We start from the raw sequence: 20,685 nt of genomic DNA, 5'->3' as shown, positions 1-20,685 counted from the left end.
CTACCACCAGGTGGGCACACCGGATCCACACACAATCCACACGCCGCGCATATCCCGGTGGGGCAACCCCCTGGCAGACTGGACACGTGAATCACAAGCCCGCGGATCTTCCTCGCGGACCACTGCGTCCCATCGAGCTGGCCACCGGGGCGGTGATGGCGGGGCTCACCGTCGGTCTCATCACCGTGGGGTCGCTGGTGCCGATGGCGGCCGCGTTGCAGCTGGTCGCGGCCGTTCCGCTCGGGCTGCTGGCCCACCGGTACCGGCTGCGGGCGCTGGTCACCGCGACCGTCGCCGCCGGACTGGTGACGTTCGTGGCGGCGGGGATCATGCCCGCGCTCGGGGTGCTCGGCGCCGCGACCATCGCCGGGATCGTCGGCATCGTCAAACGACGAGGGGGCGGATTCGCCGCCGTGCTGGCGCTCGGGCTGGTCGCGGGCCTCGGCTGGGGCCTGTTCTCCGTGGCGAGTCTGCTGCTGTTCGCCCGGACCAGGCAGCTGTTCTTCGACGCCATCCGCAGCACCGCCGAGGGCATCAACAACCTCGCCGAACGACAGGCGCAGCTCGAACCGCTCGGCCGGATGTCGACCGAGGCCACCGATGCCGTGCTGCGCTGGTGGTGGCTCTACATCGGCGGCTCGGTCGCGCTCGGCGTATTCGTGAGCACCGTCGTCTCCTGGTTCGTGCTCGGCTCGGTGCTCGACCGGCTGCGGTGGCTGCCGGGCAGCGACCGCCTCGACGCACCCGAGGACGACCGGCAGATCGCGCCGCTGCCCGTCTCCCTGCACGGCGTCGGTTTCCGGTATCCGGGAGCCGCCACCGACGCGCTCGCCGATATCGACCTCACCATCCGGCCCGGCGAGTTCGTCGCCGTGGTCGGGCACAACGGGTCGGGCAAATCCACGCTCACCCGGGTGCTCGCGGGCAGACCACCGACCTCCGGCGCCGTCGACCGGCCGGGCTCGGCGGGCCTCGGCAAACTCGGCGGCACCGCGCTGGTGCTGCAACGTCCCGAGAGCCAGACCCTCGGTGTCTCCGTCGCCGACGACGTGGTGTGGGGCCTACCGCCCGAACTCGCCGCCCAGGTCGACGTGGACGCGCTGCTCGCCGAGGTCGGCCTCGACGGCATGGGCCGCCGCGAAACCGCCACCCTCTCCGGTGGACAGCAGCAGCGCCTCGCCGTCGCCGCGGCCCTGGCCCGGCGACCGGCCCTGCTGATCGCCGACGAAGCCACCTCGATGATCGATCCGGACGGCCGCCGCGACCTGGTCGCCCTGCTGGCCCGGCTGCCCGAGCGGCACGGCACCGCCGTGGTCCTGGTGACCCACCACGAAGCCGACGCGAGCGCCGCGGGCCGGGTGATCCACCTGGCGCAGGGCCGCATGGTCGACCGGCTCGCGGCCTGGCCGCAACCGGCCCGCGACCGGCGCCGGGCACCGATGGGCGAACCCATCCTCGAGCTCACCGACGTGCGCCACACCTACAACCGGGGCACACCGTGGGAGGCACCGGCCCTGCACGGTGTCGACCTGTCGGTGCGCCGCGGCGAGGCACTGCTCGTGGTCGGCGGCAACGGGTCGGGCAAGTCGACGCTGGCCTGGATCATCGCCGGCCTGATCGCCCCGAGCGAGGGCCGCTGCGAACTGCGCGGCACCCCGGTCGACAAGCAGATCGGTCGCGTCACCCTGGCGTTCCAGCATTCCCGCCTGCAACTGCAGAAGCAGACGGTCGGCGAGGAGATCGCCGACTGGGGCGGCAAGGCCACCGGTTCCGGCGCGGTGGGCCGCGCGCTCGACGCGGTCGGCCTCGACCGGGCCTTCGCGGCCCGCTCGGTCGACGAACTCAGCGGCGGTCAGGCCAAACGGGTGGTGCTCGCGGCGATGGTCGCCAGCCATCCCCAGGTCGTCGTCCTGGACGAACCGCTGGCCGGGCTCGACCCGCAGGGCCGCGCCGAAGTGGTGGAACTGCTTGCCCGCCTGCGTGATTCGGGCCTCACCCTGATCGTCATCTCCCACGATGTGGCCGATGTGTCGGTGGTGTGCGATCGCACCGTCCATCTGGATTCCGGGGTGATCGTCGAGACCGCGCGCCAGACCGTGGGCGCTGTCGCCGCGCACACCGAACCGCTGTGGCGACTGGACAATTCACGCAACGAACCGGGGAACGGAGTGGCCCGATGAGCACCGTTTTGTTGCGCGAGGTACCCGTGAACAGCGTGGTGCACCGCCTGTGGGCCGGCACCAAGATGATCGCGGCGTTCACCATCAGCCTGCTGCTGATGTTCTGGCCCGCGTGGCCGGTGCTCGGCGTGATCATCGCGTTCCTGATCGCGATCGCCGTGCTGGCCAGGATTCCGCTCGGCGCGCTGCCGCGCCTGCCGCTGTGGTTCTGGGGGCTGATCGTGCTCGGCGCGCTGGTCAACATCCCCAACGGAACGCGAGGGGTGCTGGTCTACGCACAGGTGGTCGTGTTCGGCCTGGTGCTGGTCGCGGCCTCGCTGCTGATCGCGTTCACCACCCCGATGGGTGAGGTGGCCCCGGCGCTGGCCAAGCTCGGCGCCCCGCTGCGCAAGCTGCGGCTGCCGGTCGACGAGTGGGCGGTGGTCGTCGCGCTCACCCTGCGCGGGCTGCCGCTGCTGCTCGACGAGATCCGGGTGCTGCGCGCGGCTCGCAAGCTGCGCCCCAAGGAGAGCCTGCTGCATCGCGCCTCCGACGCGAATCCACTCATCGACATCCTCACCGCGTGCATGGCGGTGTCGTCACGCCGCGCGGGCGAGCTGGCCGAGGCCATCACCGCGCGTGGTGGCACAGGCATGCTCACGGCCCATCCCAGCGCCCCTACCAGGCGCGATGCCGTTGCCCTCATGATCGTTTTCGCGGTCTGCGCGGGTGCGCTCGGGCTCAACGCCGCACTGTGAACGAGCACGGCTCGTAATAGCGTATATCTATGAGGAATTTCATGTTTAAAATCTGAATTCCCCTGTGAGACACCATCGAGACGACTAGCGTTCAATCGACAACCGAGCTGGACCGCTTTCACGTGCCGACGCTCGCTTCTCGGGGGAAGCAACGAACGCGGCGCCTTCGTTTGGGCACGTCTCCTGATGAAAACCAGATGGGAATGTTCACATGATCATCCGTAAGATCGCCGCGGTCGCCATTCCGGTGCTCGCGGCAGCACTCGTCGGCACCGGCGTCGCGAACGCCGAACCGGTGCCGCCGAGCGTCGAGTACCGCACCGAACTCATCGGCAACACTGTTGTCACCACCCTCACGCACGGCACCTTCACCGTCACCGACGGCGCCGTCCAGGTCCGCGACGAAGCGGGCGCCACCCTGCTGTCGCTGCCGCTTTCGGTGCGCGACGGCGCCCTCGAGTACCCGCTGCCGCACGCGGTCAGCGACGAGGGCCGCAAGCTCGAACTGACGGCCGTGAAGGACGCTGCCACCGCGCGCCCGAACCTCACCCCGGTCGCCTCGCCCTCGGAAAACTATGCGGCACAGGCTAATTTCGCCTCGACCTTCGGCCTGGCCACCGCCATCGGCAGCTTCGTCGGCATGGCCATCGGCGCGGTGATCGGCCTCGTCGTCGGCGCGGCCGCGGGCGGCGTGGGCGCACTTCCGGGTCTCATCACCGGTGCGTCCGTCGGTGCGATCATCGGCACCATCGTCGCCGGTGGGCCGACCCTGATCGTCGCGGGCATCGACCTGATCAACACCTTGACCGCTCCCCCGGGCACCACCCGCTGGGCGCAGACCGGGTAATCCCCGCAGGCAACGCGCTGGGAGCAAACTCTCAGCGCGTTGGTCCGGCGGGCCGGTGGCGGCCGGCCCGCCGTCGGCCTCAGGCCTTGTCGCGCAGCGCGTTCTTCGCCGCTTCCTGAGCCGAATCCACCTGACCGGCGAACTTGCCGCCGGTCTTGTTGTCCACCACGTCACCGGCCTTCTCGATGACGTCGTCGACCTTGTCGGCGTGCTGGGAGGCAAGGCCCATCGCCTTGTCCGCCAGGTTCTTGAAATCCACCGCGTACTCCTCGCTGATTCGAACCGGGTACAACGCGATCACCCTAGCAACAGCGCAGCTTTCACGCGCGAGCATCATCGTGGCGAACTTGTCACACCGTCCCAGATCGGATGCCACAGGCGTCCCGTATCGGTCCACGCCTGGAACCGCACGATGCCGGTGACGCTCGGCGTGACCCACTCGGCGTCCTTGATCTCCTCCGCCGTCATCTCGTTGGTGAACGGTGAGGTCTTGCGGCGCAGGCGTTGCAGCTGCTCGGCGATGCGGCGCTGCTGTTCGGAATCGAACCCGGTGCCGACCCGGCCGACGTAGACGAAGTCGTCATCGTGCGGAATGCCGACGAGCAAGGACTTGAACGGGCGGGCCGCGCTCGACCGCCACCCGCCGATCACCACCTCCCTGGATCGCCAGTTGCGCTGTTTGATCCAGGTCTGGCTGCGTTTGCCCGGCTGATACACCGAGTCGACGCGCTTGGCGACCACGCCCTCCTGGCCCTGTTCACGGCTCTGCTCCATCGCCTCGGCCCCGGAACCGCCGAGTCGTTCGGAGATCCGCATCGAGGGCGCCAGTTGCCCCAATGCTTCGAGGACCACCCGGCGGTCGCTGTATTTCTTGCGGAGCAGCGAGGTGCCGTCGAGGTAGAGGACATCGAAGGCGACGAACATCGCGCGGGCCGAATCCGCCTGGAGCGCGGAGATATCCGAGAGCCCGTTGTCGTCGAAGACAACCGCCTCCCCGTCGAGCACCACGCGGTGCCCGGCCAGTTCGGCGGCCAGCGCGGCCAGGCGCGGGTACCGGGCGGTGACAGTGTTGCCGCGCCTGCTGCGCACGGTGACGGTGCCGTCGTCGATCTCGACGATCACCCGGAACCCGTCCCACTTGGTCTCGAACTCCCACTCCGGGGGCTGCAACGACTCCACGTCCCCGGCGGTCGCGAGCATCGGCGACAAGCCGTGCGGGAACGACCGGGAACCGGTGTCGGACAGCGTTTCCCGGGCGCCTTGGTCGCGCATGTAGTGCATCAGCCACTGGTCGCCCTTGGTCTGGATGAAGGCGTAGCGACCACGCACCTTCTTGCCGTCGAACTCGACGATCACCTCGTCGTCGCGCCACTTCTCGGTGCGGTAGGTGCCCGAATCCCAGATCGTCATCTCCCCTGCGCCGTACTCGCCCTTGGGGATGGTGCCGTGGAAGTCGAGGTATTCGAGCGGATGGTCCTCGGTGCGCACGGCCAGGCGGTTGTGTTTCGGCTCGGTCGGTGGGCCCTTCGGGACGGCCCAGGAGGCGAGGACGCCGTCGCGTTCGAGGCGCACATCCCAGTGCAGGCGGCGGGCGTGGTGTTCCTGGATCACGAACCGGTCGTCGGAACCACGCTCGGGGGCGGTGGCGGGGACCGGTTCCGGCGTACGCCCCGAGTCGCGCATGCTGCGGTACTTGGTGAGCGAGTCGGGGCGGGCGGGCAGCGGTGGGTCGAGGTCGGCCAGCAGGTCGCCGTCGGCTTTCCAGCGGGCGAGCACTTCGTCGAAACGCAACTGCCGCAACGACTTCGCGTCCTCGATCTCGGCCCAGTCGCGCGGGGCGGCGGCATTGGGTTCGGTGCGTCCGCGCAGCGAATAGGGCGCGATGGTCGTCTTGGCGGCGTTGTTCTGGCTCCAGTCGAGGAACACCTTGCCGCCCCGCGCCGACTTCGCCATCGTCGCGGTGACGAGGTCGGGGTGCAGCTTCTCCAGATTCGTGGCCACCTGTTTGGCGACCGTCGACGCGCCACGCGAACTCACCGGCCGGTCCAGCGGCACGTAGAGGTGAATTCCCTTGCTGCCACTGGTCACGGGAAAGGCGCGCATCCCGATCTCCCCGACCATGTCCCGCACGGCCAGCGCCACCGTGGCACATTCGACCAGACCCGCACCCGGCCCGGGATCGAGGTCGAACACGATGCGGGTGGCCGGACCGCGCTCGCCGGCCTCGAAACGCCATTGCGGCACATGGATTTCCAGCGCCGCCTGCTGCCCGAGCCAGGCCATCGCCGCCTCGGAATCGATGAGCGGGTACACCACCCGGCGGCTGGAATGCTCGAGCGCGGCGCGGTGCAACCACGCGGGCGCGTGCTCGGGCAGGTTCTTCTCGAAGAAATCGGGGTGATCCACCCCGTTGGGCCACCGCTTCCTGGTGACCGCACGACCGGCGATATGCGGCGCGATGGCATCGGTGATCGCCGAATAGTAGGCGATCACTTCACCTTTGGTCGTTCCGGTGGCCGGGTACAACACCTTGTCGAGGTTGCTGAGCTCGACCTCGACATCCGGTTCACCCGGCGCACCACGGAACTCGCGGCGGACCATCGACGTGGCCCGGCGGCGGGGGCCGCGTCGTCGCGGCCCCCGCGCACCGGATCAGGCCTTCGGCCCCGGATCGGTCGGGGTGGTGCCGCCCGTGGCAGGTCCCGAGCCCGGCTGCTGCGGGGGCACGGCCTTCTTGGCGGCTTCCTTGCCCTTCTCGATCTTGTCGCTGTACTTGCCCTTGGTTTTGTCGTCGATGAAGGTGCCTGCCTTGTCGACCGCATCGTTGATCTTGTCCGCGTTCTGCGCGGCGGCCTCCTTGCCCTTACCGAGCAAGCCCTTCAAGGTGTCCACGAGACTCATCTGCCGATGTTCCTTTCCCAGTTTCGCGCGATCGCCCATCGCTGCACTAAGCCGAAAGGTTCACTCCACATCTTCCCACCACGAAACCCGTGGTGGGAGGTCATTCGGAACCACCCGCTCACCCGGCTTGGGCACCGCGATCGCGGTTCCGGCCGCGGCGGCCGCCGACACCAGCCGGTGCACCGGTTCGGCCCAGCCGTGGAAGGCCAGGTTGAAGGTGGCCCAGTGAATCGGGACGAGCAGCCCGTAACCGGGGTCGCCGAGGCACAGGGCCGCGTGCGCGCGCACCGCTTCCTCGGGGGTCATGTGCACATCGGTCCAGCGCTCGTCGTAGGCGCCGATCGGGAGCAGGGTGAGGTCGAACGGGCCGAGCACCGCACCGGCCTGCGCGAACGCCTTCGTGTACCCGGTGTCGCCGCCGAAATACACCCGCTTGGTCGGTCCGGCCAACGCCCACGACGCCCACAGGGTGGTGTTGCGAGCGAGGCCGCGGCCGGAGAAGTGGCGGGCCTCGGCGCAGGTAATGGTCAAGCCACGGTCGCCAGCCTTGTGCCCGAGGGAAACCGAACCGCCCCAATCCAATTCGATGATGCGGTCGTCCGGAACGCCCCACAGCCGCAGGTGCGCGCCGATTCCCATCGGGACCACGAACGGCGCGCGCTGGGCGCGGACCAGCTCGTCGACGGTCGGCTTGTCGAGGTGGTCGTAGTGGTCGTGGGAGATGACGACGGCGTCGACGCGCGGCAGGGTGGACAGCGCGCCCGGCACCGGATGCAACCGGGCAGGGCCGATCACCGGCGACGGCGAGACCCGCTCGCTCCACACCGGGTCGGTCAGCACGCGGTACCCGTCGAGTTCGATCAGCGCGCTCGCGTGCCCGTACCAGGTGACGGCCAGTTCCTCCGCCTGCTCGGGTACGGCGGGCGTCACCAGCGGCACCGGCCGCCGCGGCCGCCCGACCCGCCCCTGGGTGAGCCCCGACCACACCAGCGAGGCCGCCGAACCGGCCGCGATCATCGCGCTGGCCTCGGTGTTGTGGAAACGGCCGTCCCGATACGACGACTTGCCGAGCGCCGTCGGCGCGATCTCCGACGGCCCGGCGCCGAGTGCCCTCGGCAGCCCCCACACGGCACGCGCCACCCAGGCCAGCCCGAGCGCACTCGCCACCGAACCCGCGACCCGTGCCGGATTCATCAGCGCCCCTGGAATTTCGCCGGGCGCTTCTCCTGCCGGGCCAGCCGGCCTTCCTGCGCGTCGTCGCTGGTCCAGGCCGCCGACAGTGCCGTCTCCAGCTGCTCGCTGGCCGGTGCGCGGGTGCCGTCGTCGTTGAGCATGAGCTTCATGGCCCGCAGTGACAGCGGCGCGAGTTGGGCGATCGACTTGGCCCAGGCCTTGGCGTCGGCGACGGTGCCGATCTTGTTGGCGAAGCCGAACGCGTAAGCGTCTGCGGCACTGACGGTTTCGGCGCCGAGCAGGATGGTGCGGGCCGGGCCGCCGCCGATCAGGGCGGCCAGCCGGGCGACGGTCCAGCGGTCCACCGAGATGCCGAGCTTGGCGGCGGGCACCGCGATGTAGGCGTCGGGCTCGATCACCCGCAGGTCCGAGGCGAGCGCCAGCTGCACACCGGCACCGATCGCGCCACCGTTGATCGCCGAGATGACCGGCACCGGAAGGCTTTCGATGGTGTGCAGCATGTCGAGCAAACCGGTCAGGAAGGTCTCGGAGTACACACCGGACAGGTCGGCGCCCGCGCTGAAGATCGGGCCACGGCCGGTGAGCACGATGACGCGCGCCCCCTGGTCGACGGCCTCGAGCATGGCGGTGCGCAGCTGGGCGACCAGCTCCTCGTTGAGCGCGTTGCGTCGCTGTTCGCGCTGCAGTTCGATGGTGATCACGTCGCCATCGCGGGTCACGCCGAGCATGAATTCCTCCACAGAAGTACCGGATCACGTGGTTGTCTTCACTCTGCCACAGTCAGCGGTCGGCGCCCGGTAAGGCATACCATCGGCGGCTGTGGGAACCGACTTCGACATCGTGGTGATCGGCGCTGGCCAGGCCGGGCTGTCGGCGGGCTATCACCTGCGCCGGCTGGGGTTGGTGCCCGAACGCGACTTCGTCATCGTCGACCACGCGCCGGGACCGGGCGGTGCCTGGCAGTTCCGCTGGCCCTCGCTCACCCTGACCACCGTGAACCGGGTGCACGACCTGCCCGGCATGTCGTTCGCCGAGACCCTGCCGCCCGGGTCGTCCTCGGCACCGGCCGCGACCGCCGTCCCGCACTACTACGAGCTCTACGAGAAGCGCTTCGACCTGCGGGTTCGCCGTCAGGTTTCGGTGCGGGTGGTCTGCGACCGGACCGCCGACGGGCAGAGCTGCGCCGGACGCGGTGAGGTGCTGCAGGTCGAAACCGACAGTGCCGGAACCCTGCGCACGCGCGGGCTGATCAACGGCACCGGCACGTGGGAACACCCGTTCATCCCGCGCTATCCGGGCGCCGACAGCTTCGCCGGACGTCAGCTGCACACGCGCGACTACCGCAGTGCCGACGAATTCGCGGGCAAGCACGTGATCGTCGTCGGCGGCGGTATCTCGGCGGTGCAGTTGCTCGACGAGATCTCCCGGGTCACCTCGACGACCTGGGTGACCAGGACCGAGCCGCGCTGGCGCGAGACACCGTTCACCGAAGCGGACGGACGCGCGGCGGTGGCCGCGGTGGAGGACCGGGTGCGCCGTGGTCTGCCGCCGGGCTCGGTGGTGTCGCTGACCGGCCTGCCGCTCGACGACCGGCTGCGCGCCGCCCGCGACCGAGGCGTACTCGACCGGCTGCCCATGTTCGAACGGATCGAGCCGACCGGTGTGCGCTGGTCCGACGGCACTTTCCAGCCCGCCGACGTGATCCTGTGGGCGACCGGTTTCCGCAGTTCCCTCGACCATCTGGCCCCGCTGCGGCTGCGCGGGCCCGGGGGCGGCATCACGATGACCGGCCGTCTGGCCACCCAGGTCGCGGTCGACCCCCGCGTGCACCTGATCGGCTACGGGCCGTCGGCCAGCACGATCGGCGCCAACCGGGCCGGCCGCGCGGCCGCCCGGGAGTTGAGCGACTACCTGGGGATCAGTCCAGACCGGCGCTGAAGGTGGCCGGATCGGGGCCGACCCGGGTGCCCCGATCGAGACGGTTGATCGCGGCCATCGCGTCGACGTCGAGTTCGAAGGTGAACACGTCGAAGTTCTCGGCGATGCGCGAGGGCGTCACCGACTTCGGGATGACGATATTGCCCAGCTGCAGGTGCCACCGGATGATGACCTGCGCGGGCGTGCGATCGAGCTCCTTGGCCAGGCTCACGATGGTGGGATCGTCCAGCAGGGTGCCCTGCCCGAGCGGGCTCCACGCCTCGGTGGCGATGGCGTTGTTCGCATGGAAGGTGCGCAGTTCGGGCTGGGCGAGGGTGGGATGCAGCTCGATCTGGTTCACGGTGGGGATCTCGCCGGTCTCGGCGATCACCTGCTCCAGATCGGGGATCCGGAAGTTGGAGACGCCGATGGATTTCACCCGGCCCTGCGACTTCAATGCCTGGAACGCCCGGAACGTGTCGACGAAGCGATCGGCCTTCGGCACCGGCCAATGGATCAGGTACAGGTCGAGATAGTCCAGGCCGAGCCGCTGCATGCTGGTGTCGAACGCGCGCAGCGTGCTGTCGTAGCCCTGCTCGGAGTTCCACAGCTTGGTTGTCACATAGATCTCGTCGCGGGGAATCCCCGAGGCACGGATCGCGCGACCTACGCCTTCCTCGTTTCCGTAGATCGCGGCCGTGTCGATACTGCGGTAACCGACCTTCAACGCCTCGGCGACCACCGTGGTGACGTCTTCCTCCGGCACCTGGAACACACCGAAGCCGAGCTGCGGTATGACGTTCCCATCGTTGAGCACGATGGTGGGAACAGGACTGCTTTCGCTGCGGAAGGTCACCCTACCGAAGGGTAGAAGTGGTTGCCGGTGGCGTCAACGACGCGACCTCGCGTGTTTCCCCAGGTGTGCGAACCGGGGCGGAGGTCGGTTTTTCACCGGCCGATGCGGCGGTAGCGGGCCAGGCGCAGCGTGCGCAGTTCCTCGGGTGGGTGGGTGCGCAGGGCGGCCAGTTCCTCGGCGATCGCCAGGACGACGCGGCGGGCGAAGGCGACCGGCTCGTCGGCGGCGTCGGGATACTCCTCCACGATCCGGTCAACCACGCCGTCCTCGAGGAGATCCGCGGAGCGAATGCGTTGGGCCGCGGCGAGTTCCGGCGCATGCTCGATATCGCGGAAAACGATGGCACTCGCCCCTTCCGGCGGCAGCGGCGCGAGCCAGCCGTGCCGCGCGGCGAGCACCCGATCGGCGGGGAGCAGGGCGAGGGCGCCACCGCCGGTGCCCTGACCGAGCAGCACGGACACCGTCGGGGTGTCGAGGGTGACGAGATCGGCCAGACAGCGGGCGATTTCGCCCGCCAGACCGCGTTCCTCCGCCTCCTTGGACAGCGCGGCGCCGACAGTGTCGATCACCAGGACCAACGGCAGCCGCAACTCCCCCGCCAGCGCCATGGCCCGGCGGGCCTCGCGCAGCGCGGCGGGGCTCATCGTCTGCTCCTCGAGGCGGCCGGACCGGTCGTGCCCGAACACCACGCACGGCTGCCCGCCGAACCGGGCGAGCGCGAGCAGGACGGTGCGGTCGGTTTCGCCCTGGCCGGTGCCCGAGAGCGGAACCCGTTGGCTGGTATGGCGAAGCAGGTCACGAATGCCCGGGCGGCCGGGGCGCCGGGTACTGAGCACCGAATCCCATGCTGTGGCCGCGGGATTCGCCAGGACCCCCGGATTACGCACGGGCGCAGCCCAACCCGGCTCGGCGGACAACGGAAGCGGCAGGCCGGCGCACACACTCAACGCGCGATAGGCGATCCGGCGGAAGACCTCGATCGGCACCACGCCGTCGATCACACCGTTGCGGTAGAGGTTCTCGGCGGTCTGCACATCGGGCGGAAACGCCTTGCCGTACAACGCTTCGTACACGCGCGGGCCGAGGAAGCCGATGAGGGCGCCCGGCTGGGCGAAGGTGATGTGCCCCAGCGATCCCCACGACGCGAACACGCCGCCCATCGTCGGATTGCGCAGGTAAACCAGGTACGGAAGCCCCGCCGCCTTGTGCACGGCGACCGCACCGGCGATCTTCACCATCTGCACGAAAGCGACTGTGCCCTCCTGCATCCGGGTGCCGCCCGAGGTCGGCGAGGCGATCAGCGGCAGCCCGAGTTCGGTCGCCCGCTCCACCGCCGCCACGATCCGCTCGGCCGCCGCCACCCCGATCGACCCGGCGAGAAACCCGAATTCACAGGCGATCACGGCCACCCGCCGCCCGCGCAGCAGACCCTCGCCGGTGAGCACCGATTCGTCGGTGCCCGCCCGGCGGCTCGCGTCGACGAGCTCCTGGCGGTAGCGCGGCGAGGCGGCACGCACGATCGGTGGGCGATCCCAGCTCACGAACGAATCGACGTCGAGCAGCCGCGCGATCACCTCATTCGCCGAAATCTGCACGAGCAGAGCGTAGCCGGGCGATCACGATGTCGCGGATAGTCTTGACAGTCTGTTGGGTTTTTACAACACTATGTTGTGTGAGCCCAGTAAGACGAGGGGAAACCCTCCCGATCTACAACCGCATCGCGGTGCTGCGCGCCGAACAGCGGATGAGCCGGGCGGCCCTGGCCGACGCGGTGAATGTCAATGTCCAGACGATCGGCGCGCTCGAGCGCGGCGACCACTACCCCAGCCTCGACCTGGCGCTGCGCATCTGCGATGTGTTCGCCCTGCCGGTGGAGGCGGTCTTCTCCCGCACGGAATTCGGCCCGCTCTCGGCCGAGGTGTATCCACGAACGAAAGGCACGTCATGACCAGCGCGACCGGATTGATCGACCGCTATCAGGACTATCGGGTGCGGCGCTGGCTCGTGCAGGAACAGCGCACGGCGGGCATGCTGAAAAGCTGGCGGCCGCAACGACGTCGGCGGCTACTGGTGATCGGCACCGCGACCGCGCTTGCCGGAGTGGCGATCGCGGGCGTGCTGTGCGCGTTCGACCTGCAGGTGGTGCCGGTCGTGATCGCGACGATCTCGCTCCTGCTGTTCCTGCCCGCCTGGACCATGCTGCGAATCGCCAGCGGCGGACAGGATTACGCGCCGGAACAGATGCTCGACGAATTCGAGATCGCCGAGCGCAACAAAGCCCGCTCGGTCGGCCTCGCGCTCACCCAGTCGTTGACCCTGCCGGGTCTGTTCTTCCTGATCGGGGCAAGCGCTATCGACCCCGAAGCCGATGCGTATCGAACCGCCTACGCGGGGGGACTCATGCTGCTGGCAGCGATCATGGCGGGCGGTTGCGCGCCCGCGATGATCATCGGCTGGACCCGTCCCGATCCCGAACCGGAACCCTGACGGGTGAGACCGGGGCTGCGGCCTTCATCGACGCAGCCCCACCCGCCGATCAGTAGCCCTGCATCACCTTGCGCAGCGCGTATTCGGTGAGCGAGACCAGAGCCTGCTTGGCCGGCTCGCGGCGGCGGGCGTCGATCGACATGATCGGGACATCCGCGGGGACCGCGAGGGCCTGGCGGATGTCCTCGAGCGGGTACTTCGGTGCGTCGTCGAACTCGTTGAGCGCCACCAGGAACGGCAGGCCACGTGCCTCGAAGTAGTCGACGGCCGCGAAGCTGTCCTCCAGCCTGCGGGTGTCGACCAGCACCACGGCGCCGATGGCGCCGCGGATGAGGTCGTCCCACATGAACCAGAACCGGTACTGGCCCGGCGTACCGAACAGGTACAGGACCAGGTCGTCGGCGAGGCTGATCCGGCCGAAGTCCATGGCCACCGTGGTGGTCGACTTCTGCGGAATGCCGGTGAGGTTGTCGATTCCGGCACTGGCATTGGTCACCAACGCCTCAGTGCGCAGCGGAACGATCTCCGACACCGCACCGACCAACGTGGTCTTACCGACACCGAAGCCACCGGCAACAACGATCTTCGCCGAAGTCGGCTTGCTCGTGCGGGTGTCGACCTGCGCCGTCGAATCAAATACGCCGGAGTCCACTGAGAACCCTTTCGATCAGCTCGCGACGTTCATCGTCGCTGGAATCGTCTTTCAAAGTCGCCGAGACCCGAACATGACCGGCCTCGATGAGGTCGGCCACCAGTACCCGCGCAACCCCGATGGGGATGCGCAGCTGGGCGGCTATCTCGGCGACGGACGGCGATTGTCTGCACAACTCCACGATGGACGTTTCGAGGTTGTTCAGTTCGAACTGCCGCTCCATGGCGACCGGATGCGAGGCAACGAGAGCCTCCAACGCCAACTCGACTGCCGGCCGGGTACGGCCGGAAGTCAACGAGTACGGGCGAACGAGGCTTGGCTCGGCGCTTCCCATGCGGTGATCGTCTATGTCCATCCCACCATCAGGAACCCATCGTGACGCGTGGCGTGGCCTGGACGGTCTGGCCCACACGCTCGACCAACAGAGCCATCTCGTAGCCGACCTGACCGATGTCACACGAGGTGTTGGTCAGGACCGCGAGATAGGAGCCGTCGCCCACTGCCATCAGCAGCAGGTATCCGTGCTCCATCTCGACGACGGACTGCAGTACCGTACCGCCTTCGAACAGATTCGACACGCCGACGGACAGGCTGGCCAGACCGGCGGTGACAGCAGACAGCTGCTCCGCGCGGTCGACCGGTAGCTGGGCACTGGCGGCCATCAGCAGGCCGTCGGCCGAGACAAGGACAGCATGGGCTACGCCAGGAACCTCGTTGGCGAAGTTCGAAACCAGCCAATCCAGCTGACGGTTCGTACCACCTAGATCGGGGTTCATCGGTCTCCTTTATCTCCGGTTAGGTTCATTGCCTTCATTGCGCGGCCATCCCGGACGCCCTGCTGGTGACGACTCAAGCTGGACCTGATGGTTTCAGGGTCGCGCTTCGGTGTGCGGTCGGCGTTACCGGTCACGCCACCGGGCACGAGCCTTCCGCCCGGATTGCGTTGTGGCAAGCCGGCGGCCGTGCGGGCCTCGGCCTGCGCCTCGGCGGCCCGTCGCGCGGCCTGCCAACCTTCGTCACCGGGTGATTCGAAGGCGGCGGCCAGCTGGGACCGGTCGGAATTCTCGTCCGTGAGCCACGCCGACATCATCTCCGCGAAGATCGGCGTTCCGCCCATCACGGAATCGCCCTCCGGTGCCGGCTGCAACCTGGTCTGGAAGAACGACGCGGCCTTGGCCGGATTCGACCGATAGCTGTGCCGTCCCGGATCACGCCCTGCCGACGCAGCGTTCCCCGGCTCCGCAGGATCCCGATCCCGTTGCGGCAGAGCCACTCCCGGCCCGGCGTTCGCCTGCGGTACCACAGTAGCGCCGGGAGCACGCTGGGGCAGCCCATTCGGTCCGAGTGGGCGCTCCGGCGCGGCTTCACCGCGCTGCGGGAGACCGGGCGCGCGCTGCGGCAGGCCGCCGTCGGCCGGATCCCGGTGGGCGGCGGGCGTTTCCGACGGGGTGCGCTGCGGCAGGCCACCGGCGGGGTTGCGCTGTGGCAGCCCGTTGGCCGGATCCCGTTGCGGCAGACCGCCGGCCGGGTTGTCCAGGCGCGGCAGGCCGCCGGACTGCTCGCGGTGCGGCAGACGCGGGGTCGGCTCGCGCTGGGGCAGGCCACCACGCTGCGGCAGACCGGTCGACGGGTCGCGCTGCACCGGCTCGGAATCACGCTGCGGCGCAGGGCCACCACGCTGCGGCAGGCCCGTCGAGGGATCGCGCTGCACCGGCTCGGAATCACGCTGCGGCACGGGGCCGCCACGCTGCGGGAGTCCGGTCGGCGGGTTGTTCGGCGCACGCTGCGGCAGGCCGGTGGACGGATCACGTTGCGGCAGACCACCGGTCTGCTCCCGCTGCGGCAGACCGTTGGACGGGTCACGCTGCGGGAGACCGCCCGAGGGCGAGCGCTGCGGTAGGCCGCCGGACTGCGGGCCGGCCGCCGGGTCACGCTGCGGGAGGCCGCCGCTCTGGTCGCGCTGCGGCGCGCGGTTCGACGAGTCGCGCTGCGGCAGCCCGGTCGACGGGTCACGCGGCGGGGCGCCGTTGGCGCCAGGCGAACGCTGCGGCAGGCCGCCCTCACGGGTGGGTGCCGCGTCACGCGGGGGCTGACCCTGCTCGCGGGCGGGAGCACCGTTGGCTCCCGGCTGACGCTGCGGCAGGCCACCGGCCGTCGGCGCGGGCTTGGCCTCGCCCGGCTTGCCCTGCGGGGGCTGGGGTGGCTGCGGACGCTGCGGCGCGCCGGGACCACCCGCTGCCAGATTGCGCTTGGGCAGGTTGGCCGCGGCCAGCTTGCCGCGCTGCGGCACATTGCCCTGACCGGGGGTGGCCGGGCGCAACGACGTGGACTGCTCGTTGCCGTCCTGCGTCTGCGCCATGGCATTGCCCGGCTGACGCTGCGGCAATCCACCGGGACCGGTCGGCGGCGGGCTCACGCCCGGGTCGACGGTGACCATCATGTTGCCACCCGGGGTACGGGTGATCGCACGGGTCTGCATGGTGCTCGGCTGCTGCGGCTGCTGGGGCTGCGGCTTCTGCGGCTGCGGCGGTTGCTGCTGCTTCTGCAGCTGGTTCGGCGGCACGACCGCGCCACCGGCACCCGACACGATCAGGCCGACCGGCACGTGCACGGTGACGGTGACACCCGGATCGCGCGCGGTGTCGAACGTCGGGCGCAGGCGGACGGTGAGACCGTGCCGCTCGGCCAGACGGCCGACCACGAACAGACCCATGTGGCGGGCGGTGTCGGGGCCGGGCTCGGCGGCCTGCTCGAGCCTGCGGTTGATGTCGGTCATCTCCGCGGGCGGCATACCGATGCCCCGGTCGGCTACCTCGATCAGCAGACCCTGGTCGTGCGCCTGGGCGAAGGTGAACTTGACGTCGGTCTCCGGCGGAGAGGCGCGCAGCGCGTTGTCGAGCAACTCGGCGAACAGGTGCGCCAGGTCGGAGGCGGCCGGTTCGACGAGCGAACCGCGCGGGGTGGCACCGAGCTTGACGCGCTCGTAGTCCTCGACCTCGGAGATCGCGGCGCGGAGCACGTCGGCGATCTCGACCGGGGCCGACTTCGACCGCCGCTGCTTGGTGCCGGCGAGGATCAGCAGGTTGTCACCGTTACGGCGCATACGCGCGGCGAGGTGGTCGAGGCGGAAGAGATTCTCGAGCAGGCGCGGGTCCTTCTCGTCGTACTCCATCGCCTCGATGAGGGTGAGCTGATGGTCGACGAGCGACTTGGACCGCCGCGCCAGCGTCTCGAACATGTCGTTGACCTGCGAACGCATCTGCGCCTGGTCGCTGGCCAGGCGCAGCGCCTGGCCGTGGATGTCGTCGACGGCGCGGGCCAGCTGACCGATCTCCTCGTCGGAGCGCACCGGCATCGGCTCGAGCGGCACGTCCTCGGGGGCGGCGCCGTTGCGGAGCTGGGCGACCTCGTGGGGCAGGTCGGACTCGGCCACGCGCAGCGCGGCCAGGCGCAGGCGGTGCAGCGGCACGATCATCGAGCGCGCGACGAACACGGCGAGCAGCAGCGCGGCGAGGATGGTCGCGATGACGACCGCGGTGTAGGTCCAGGCGCCGGTGGCGGCCGAGGTGGTGAGTTCGTCCATCGAGGTCTCGATGGCCTTGGTCGACTCGTCGACGACGGTTTCGTAGGCCACGAGACTGGTGACCAGCGAGGTACGCATCTCGCCGATGGGCAGCTTGCCCGCGGCCACGTCGGGCCCGCTCACCAGGTTCTGGCGGATGTCGGCCTGGGTCTTGAGGTCGGCGAGCACCTGGTCGCCGTCGGGGAAGCGGTTGGCGAGCACGTCGAGCAGGTGACGCTCGGTTGCCACGCCGGTGAGGTAGTTCTGCGGGCCCGCGGGCGATCCGCGCAGCATCTCCGAGATCGCGGCCAGCTGATCGACGAGGATCGACCGGGTGTTGAGCGAGTCGACCAGGCGCAGCTTGGCCGTGTCCATCACCGGGTTGCTCACCTGGGCGATCGTCGACTCGACGATCGAGACACTGTCCTTGCGCATCTGCTCGACCGAGGCGAGCGCGGTATCGGGCGAGGCCGTGAGCCCCTTGCCTTGGGCACGCACATTCTTGGCCTGGGCGATCATCCGCTCGAGCGCGGAGTGCGCCTTCGGCAGGTCGACGAGTCGACCGAGCTCGGCCTCGCCCTCGGCGATGGCAGCGTCGAGGTCGACGAGGTCCTGGTCGGTCACCAGGGTGACCCCAGGACCGGCGGGCACCGTCTGGCTACCGGTCACCCGCGCGGTCACAGCACTGAGCGAGGTGACCGACGGAATCGCGTCTACCTGCTCGTTGATGCTCGAAAGCCGGTTGGCCTCGGTGAACTCGGAGGTAATCCTCGACACGCCGAGCCCGACCGCGACCGCGAGAGGCACAGCCAAGACGGCCGTAACCTTCCAACGCAGGTCCCAGTTGCCGAGCGCCCAGCGCTTGCTGCCGGACCTAGCGGCGTCACGCATCTCCCACTCACTTTCCAAACTGGCCTCGTACCGTGCGCCATCACGAACCTCCACAGGCGCAATGGTGGCTCGCCAGACGGTGCTGGCCGAGAACTGCGGCTGGCCGAGAAATTGCGTCTACGACTGCCCGAATAAGTGACAACAGATTCTAACGGATCAATAACTTCTTGGCCGACTCCCGGTAGAGGTCCGCGCGATGACCTGCCCGTTACAGGCAAAACCAAAGGTCGCGGCACCCCCTCGGGTGTCGCGTGAAGTCTGCCACAATCATCAGGATCTATCGAGCGGGCACGAAGCGAGGCTAGGAGTCACAGGCTTGGACACCGAACACGAGTACCGGCCGGTCTATCAGACCAGCCTGGTCGATCCAGCCGACTTCTGGTCAGCCGCCGCTCGCGAGATCGAGTGGGATCTCGCCCCCGAGCACACTCTCGACGCCGCCGACAAACGTTCGGCCCGTTGGTATCCCGACGGCAAGCTCAATACCTGTGTGAACGCCCTCGACCGGCATGTGCGCGGCGGAACTCTCGCCGAAGGTGGACGTTCGGATCAGGCCGCGTTGATCTATGTGTCGGCCATGACCGACACCACAACGACTTATACGTATGCGGAATTGCTCAGCGAGGTGGAACGCTTCGCGGGGGCGATGCGTGATCTCGGCGTGGTCGCCGGTAACCGGGTGGTGATCTATCTGCCGATGATCCCGGAGGCCGTGATCGCCATGCTCGCGTGCGCCCGCATCGGCGCGGTCCACTCGGTGGTCTTCGGCGGGTTCGCCGCACCCGAGCTGGCGGCCCGCATCGACGACGCCGAGCCGGTGCTCGTCGTCACCGCGTCGGGCGGGCTCGAGCCGGGCCGCCGCATCGAGTACCCGCCGATCGTGCTGCAGGCCCTCGACCTGGCCGAGAGCACCTCGGTGCGCACGGTGCTCGTCAAACAGCGACCACAGTTCCCGACCATCGAATTCGCCCAGGACCAGCCCGCCACCGACGTGCTGCCCGCCTCGGATCAGACCGTCGCCGCGCGCTGGCTGGACTGGGACGCCACCGTCGCCGACGCCGAACCGGCCGAGCCGGTGACCGTGGGCGCCTGCGACCCGCTCTACATCCTCTACACCTCGGGGACCACCGGAAAGCCCAAGGGCGTGGTGCGCGACAACGGCGGCCACGCGGTGGCCCTCGCCTGGTCGATGCGCAATATCTACGACGTGGGCCCGGGTCAGGTGTTCTTCGCGTCCTCCGATGTGGGCTGGGTGGTCGGCCACTCCTACATCGTCTACGCGCCGCTGTTCGTCGGCGCGACCACGGTGCTCTACGAGGGCAAACCCGTCGGCACCCCCGACGCGGGCGCGTTCTGGCGCATCGTCGACGAACACGACGTGCGGGTGCTGTTCACCGCCCCCACGGCGTTGCGTGCCATCCGCCGCGCCGACCCGGAGGCCACCGCCGCCCATCGCCACGACCTGTCCCGGCTGCGTGCGCTGTTCTGCGCGGGCGAGCGGCTCGACCCCGCCACCTTCGAGTGGGCCAGCGACACCCTGCTCGCCGGTCATCCCGACACTCCGGTGGTCGACCACTGGTGGCAGACCGAAACCGGCTGGCCCATCTGCGCCGACCCGCTCGGCCTGCAGGAACTGCCCGTGAAGCCCGGTTCCGCCGGAGTGCCGGTGCCCGGGTACCGCCTGCGGGTGCTCGATGCCAGCGGCAACCCGGTACCCAACGGCACCGAGGGCAATATCGTCATCGGCCTGCCGCTGCCCCCCGGCTGCCTGAGCGGCCTGTGGCGCAACCGGGAGCGGTTCGTGCGCTCCTATCTCTCGGCGTTCCCCGGCCACTACCTCACCGGCGACTCCGGCTACTTCGACGAAGACGGCTACCTCTACGTCCTCGGCCGCTCCGACGACGTCATCAATATCGCCGGGCACCGGCTCTCGGCGGGCAGTATCGAGGCCGCCATCTCTGGGCACGAGGCCGTCGCCGAGTGCGCCGTGATCGGCGTGCCCGACGAGCTCAAGGGCAGCCTGCCGCTGGCATATGTGGTGCTCAAGCAGGGCATCGACATCGAGCCCGACCAGTTGCGCGACGAGCTCGTGGAACGGGTGCGCGAGCAGATCGGCGCCATCGCCACCCTGCACGACGCGATCGTCGTCACCGGCCTGCCCAAGACCCGCTCGGGCAAGATCCTGCGCAAGACCATCCGCCAGCTCACCGCCGGTGAACACGTGGAACCCCCGGCCACCATCGAGGACCCGGCCGTCCTCACCGCCCTGGCCGACCGCATCCTCGCCAACCCCCCGCTCGGCAGGCCGACCACCCCCGACGGCGACCATGTAGCGCCTACCTCCTAGAACCGCCCGGCTTCCCCTGTTCTCGGCGCGCCTCCGCCTCTGGACTGACCGGAGGGTGCGACGAAGGAGTGCCCGGAGGGAGGGAAGAGGCGGAGTCAAGCGCCGAGAACCGCG

The 20,685-nt window shown here is 69.4% G+C and carries 18 protein-coding genes; 7 read left to right on the top strand and 11 right to left on the bottom strand.

The features are described 5' to 3' along the window. Positions 1–86 precede the first annotated feature (86 nt). From ACSVDM_RS03360 to ACSVDM_RS03350, 3 genes are all read left to right on the top strand, one after another. On the top strand, positions 87–2,180 hold the full coding sequence (locus ACSVDM_RS03360; protein ID WP_439262714.1) for an ATP-binding cassette domain-containing protein: 2,094 nt from the start codon (positions 87–89) through the stop codon (positions 2,178–2,180). After that, on the top strand, positions 2,177–2,917 hold the full coding sequence (locus ACSVDM_RS03355; protein ID WP_067641001.1) for an energy-coupling factor transporter transmembrane component T family protein: 741 nt from the start codon (positions 2,177–2,179) through the stop codon (positions 2,915–2,917). Before ACSVDM_RS03360 ends, ACSVDM_RS03355 begins: the two co-directional genes overlap by 4 nt. A gap of 211 nt (positions 2,918–3,128) precedes the next feature. Beyond that, positions 3,129–3,764 (top strand): hypothetical protein, encoded by a 636-nt coding sequence (locus tag ACSVDM_RS03350; RefSeq protein WP_067640999.1) that lies wholly within the window; start codon positions 3,129–3,131, stop codon positions 3,762–3,764. Positions 3,765–3,843: 79 nt separating this feature from the next. Here ACSVDM_RS03350 and ACSVDM_RS03345 read toward each other — a convergent pair whose 3' ends face one another. From ACSVDM_RS03345 to ACSVDM_RS03325, 5 genes are all read right to left on the bottom strand, one after another. Beyond that, complete coding sequence (locus ACSVDM_RS03345) at positions 3,844–4,023, bottom strand: antitoxin (protein WP_225281792.1); 180 nt, start codon at positions 4,021–4,023, stop codon at positions 3,844–3,846. Between the two features lie 74 nt (positions 4,024–4,097). After that, positions 4,098–6,365, bottom strand: coding sequence for an ATP-dependent DNA ligase (locus ACSVDM_RS03340; protein ID WP_439262711.1), 2,268 nt, complete (start codon positions 6,363–6,365; stop codon positions 4,098–4,100). 51 nt (positions 6,366–6,416) lie between these two features. Beyond that, positions 6,417–6,665 (bottom strand): antitoxin, encoded by a 249-nt coding sequence (locus ACSVDM_RS03335; RefSeq protein WP_067492586.1) that lies wholly within the window; start codon positions 6,663–6,665, stop codon positions 6,417–6,419. 60 nt (positions 6,666–6,725) lie between these two features. Then, entirely contained in the window at positions 6,726–7,859 is a 1,134-nt protein-coding gene (locus ACSVDM_RS03330) for an MBL fold metallo-hydrolase (RefSeq protein ID WP_439262709.1), read from the bottom strand. Then, a complete protein-coding gene (locus ACSVDM_RS03325; RefSeq protein WP_067492584.1) occupies positions 7,859–8,587 on the bottom strand; it encodes an enoyl-CoA hydratase in 729 nt (242 codons plus the stop codon). Before ACSVDM_RS03325 ends, ACSVDM_RS03330 begins: the two co-directional genes overlap by 1 nt. A 91-nt stretch (positions 8,588–8,678) precedes the next feature. Between ACSVDM_RS03325 and ACSVDM_RS03320 the strand changes: the two genes are divergently transcribed. Next, on the top strand, positions 8,679–9,797 hold the full coding sequence (locus ACSVDM_RS03320) for an NAD(P)-binding domain-containing protein (protein WP_439262707.1): 1,119 nt from the start codon (positions 8,679–8,681) through the stop codon (positions 9,795–9,797). Here the strand turns inward: ACSVDM_RS03320 and ACSVDM_RS03315 are convergent. Then, a complete protein-coding gene (locus ACSVDM_RS03315) occupies positions 9,778–10,632 on the bottom strand; it encodes an aldo/keto reductase (RefSeq protein ID WP_439262705.1) in 855 nt (284 codons plus the stop codon). The two genes, ACSVDM_RS03320 and ACSVDM_RS03315, sit on opposite strands and share 20 nt — an antisense overlap. 92 nt (positions 10,633–10,724) lie before the next feature. After that, the gene (locus ACSVDM_RS03310) at positions 10,725–12,227 is read right to left on the bottom strand and encodes a carboxyl transferase domain-containing protein (protein ID WP_439262703.1); all 1,503 of its coding nucleotides are present in this window, start codon (positions 12,225–12,227) and stop codon (positions 10,725–10,727) included. A 77-nt stretch (positions 12,228–12,304) separates the two neighbouring features. On the opposite strand from ACSVDM_RS03310, the gene ACSVDM_RS03305 reads away from it, so the two are divergent. After that, positions 12,305–12,580 carry a helix-turn-helix transcriptional regulator gene (locus ACSVDM_RS03305; protein ID WP_067640988.1) on the top strand — a complete coding sequence of 92 codons (276 nt, stop codon included), beginning with the start codon at positions 12,305–12,307 and terminating at the stop codon, positions 12,578–12,580. Continuing rightward, positions 12,577–13,119, top strand: coding sequence for a hypothetical protein (locus ACSVDM_RS03300; RefSeq protein ID WP_439262701.1), 543 nt, complete (start codon positions 12,577–12,579; stop codon positions 13,117–13,119). The genes ACSVDM_RS03305 and ACSVDM_RS03300 overlap by 4 nt, the downstream gene beginning before the upstream one ends. A gap of 49 nt (positions 13,120–13,168) precedes the next feature. On the opposite strand, the gene ACSVDM_RS03295 is transcribed toward ACSVDM_RS03300, so the two are convergent. The 4 genes from ACSVDM_RS03295 to ACSVDM_RS03280 are packed head-to-tail and all read right to left on the bottom strand — an operon-like array spanning position 13,169 to position 18,278. Next, a complete protein-coding gene (locus ACSVDM_RS03295) occupies positions 13,169–13,771 on the bottom strand; it encodes a GTP-binding protein (RefSeq protein ID WP_174550224.1) in 603 nt (200 codons plus the stop codon). Continuing rightward, positions 13,752–14,126, bottom strand: coding sequence for a DUF742 domain-containing protein (locus ACSVDM_RS03290; protein ID WP_067492470.1), 375 nt, complete (start codon positions 14,124–14,126; stop codon positions 13,752–13,754). The genes ACSVDM_RS03295 and ACSVDM_RS03290 overlap by 20 nt, the downstream gene beginning before the upstream one ends. A gap of 7 nt (positions 14,127–14,133) precedes the next feature. Further along, complete coding sequence (locus ACSVDM_RS03285; RefSeq protein ID WP_011207200.1) at positions 14,134–14,547, bottom strand: roadblock/LC7 domain-containing protein; 414 nt, start codon at positions 14,545–14,547, stop codon at positions 14,134–14,136. Then, the gene (locus tag ACSVDM_RS03280) at positions 14,544–18,278 is read right to left on the bottom strand and encodes an ATP-binding protein (protein ID WP_439262698.1); all 3,735 of its coding nucleotides are present in this window, start codon (positions 18,276–18,278) and stop codon (positions 14,544–14,546) included. The genes ACSVDM_RS03285 and ACSVDM_RS03280 overlap by 4 nt, the downstream gene beginning before the upstream one ends. A gap of 262 nt (positions 18,279–18,540) precedes the next feature. Here ACSVDM_RS03280 and ACSVDM_RS03275 point away from each other — a divergent pair, with 262 nt between their 5' ends. Beyond that, positions 18,541–20,571: an AMP-binding protein gene (locus ACSVDM_RS03275; protein ID WP_439262696.1), complete on the top strand. Its 2,031-nt coding sequence runs from the start codon at positions 18,541–18,543 to the stop codon at positions 20,569–20,571. Positions 20,572–20,685: the final 114 nt, after the last annotated feature.

It is taken from the genome of Nocardia sp. JW2 (genome assembly GCF_051843015.1).
In the GTDB taxonomy this organism is placed as follows: Bacteria; Actinomycetota; Actinomycetes; order Mycobacteriales; family Mycobacteriaceae; genus Nocardia; species Nocardia coubleae.
Note: the sequence above shows the minus strand (reverse complement) of the source record. Positions and strands in the feature narration are given on the sequence as shown.

Bases quoted from the DNA above. Each gene is read 5' to 3' on its own strand.
- ACSVDM_RS03355 (WP_067641001.1), top strand. From the start codon at position 2,177: ATGAGCACCGTTTTGTTGCGCGAGGTACCCGTGAACAGCGTGGTGCAC.
- ACSVDM_RS03350 (WP_067640999.1), top strand. From the start codon at position 3,129: ATGATCATCCGTAAGATCGCCGCGGTCGCCATTCCGGTGCTCGCGGCA.
- ACSVDM_RS03340 (WP_439262711.1), bottom strand. From the start codon at position 6,365: ATGGTCCGCCGCGAGTTCCGTGGTGCGCCGGGTGAACCGGATGTCGAG.
- ACSVDM_RS03335 (WP_067492586.1), bottom strand. From the start codon at position 6,665: ATGAGTCTCGTGGACACCTTGAAGGGCTTGCTCGGTAAGGGCAAGGAG.
- ACSVDM_RS03330 (WP_439262709.1), bottom strand. From the start codon at position 7,859: ATGAATCCGGCACGGGTCGCGGGTTCGGTGGCGAGTGCGCTCGGGCTG.
- ACSVDM_RS03325 (WP_067492584.1), bottom strand. From the start codon at position 8,587: ATGCTCGGCGTGACCCGCGATGGCGACGTGATCACCATCGAACTGCAG.
- ACSVDM_RS03300 (WP_439262701.1), top strand. From the start codon at position 12,577: ATGACCAGCGCGACCGGATTGATCGACCGCTATCAGGACTATCGGGTG.
- ACSVDM_RS03290 (WP_067492470.1), bottom strand. From the start codon at position 14,126: ATGGACATAGACGATCACCGCATGGGAAGCGCCGAGCCAAGCCTCGTT.
- ACSVDM_RS03285 (WP_011207200.1), bottom strand. From the start codon at position 14,547: ATGAACCCCGATCTAGGTGGTACGAACCGTCAGCTGGATTGGCTGGTT.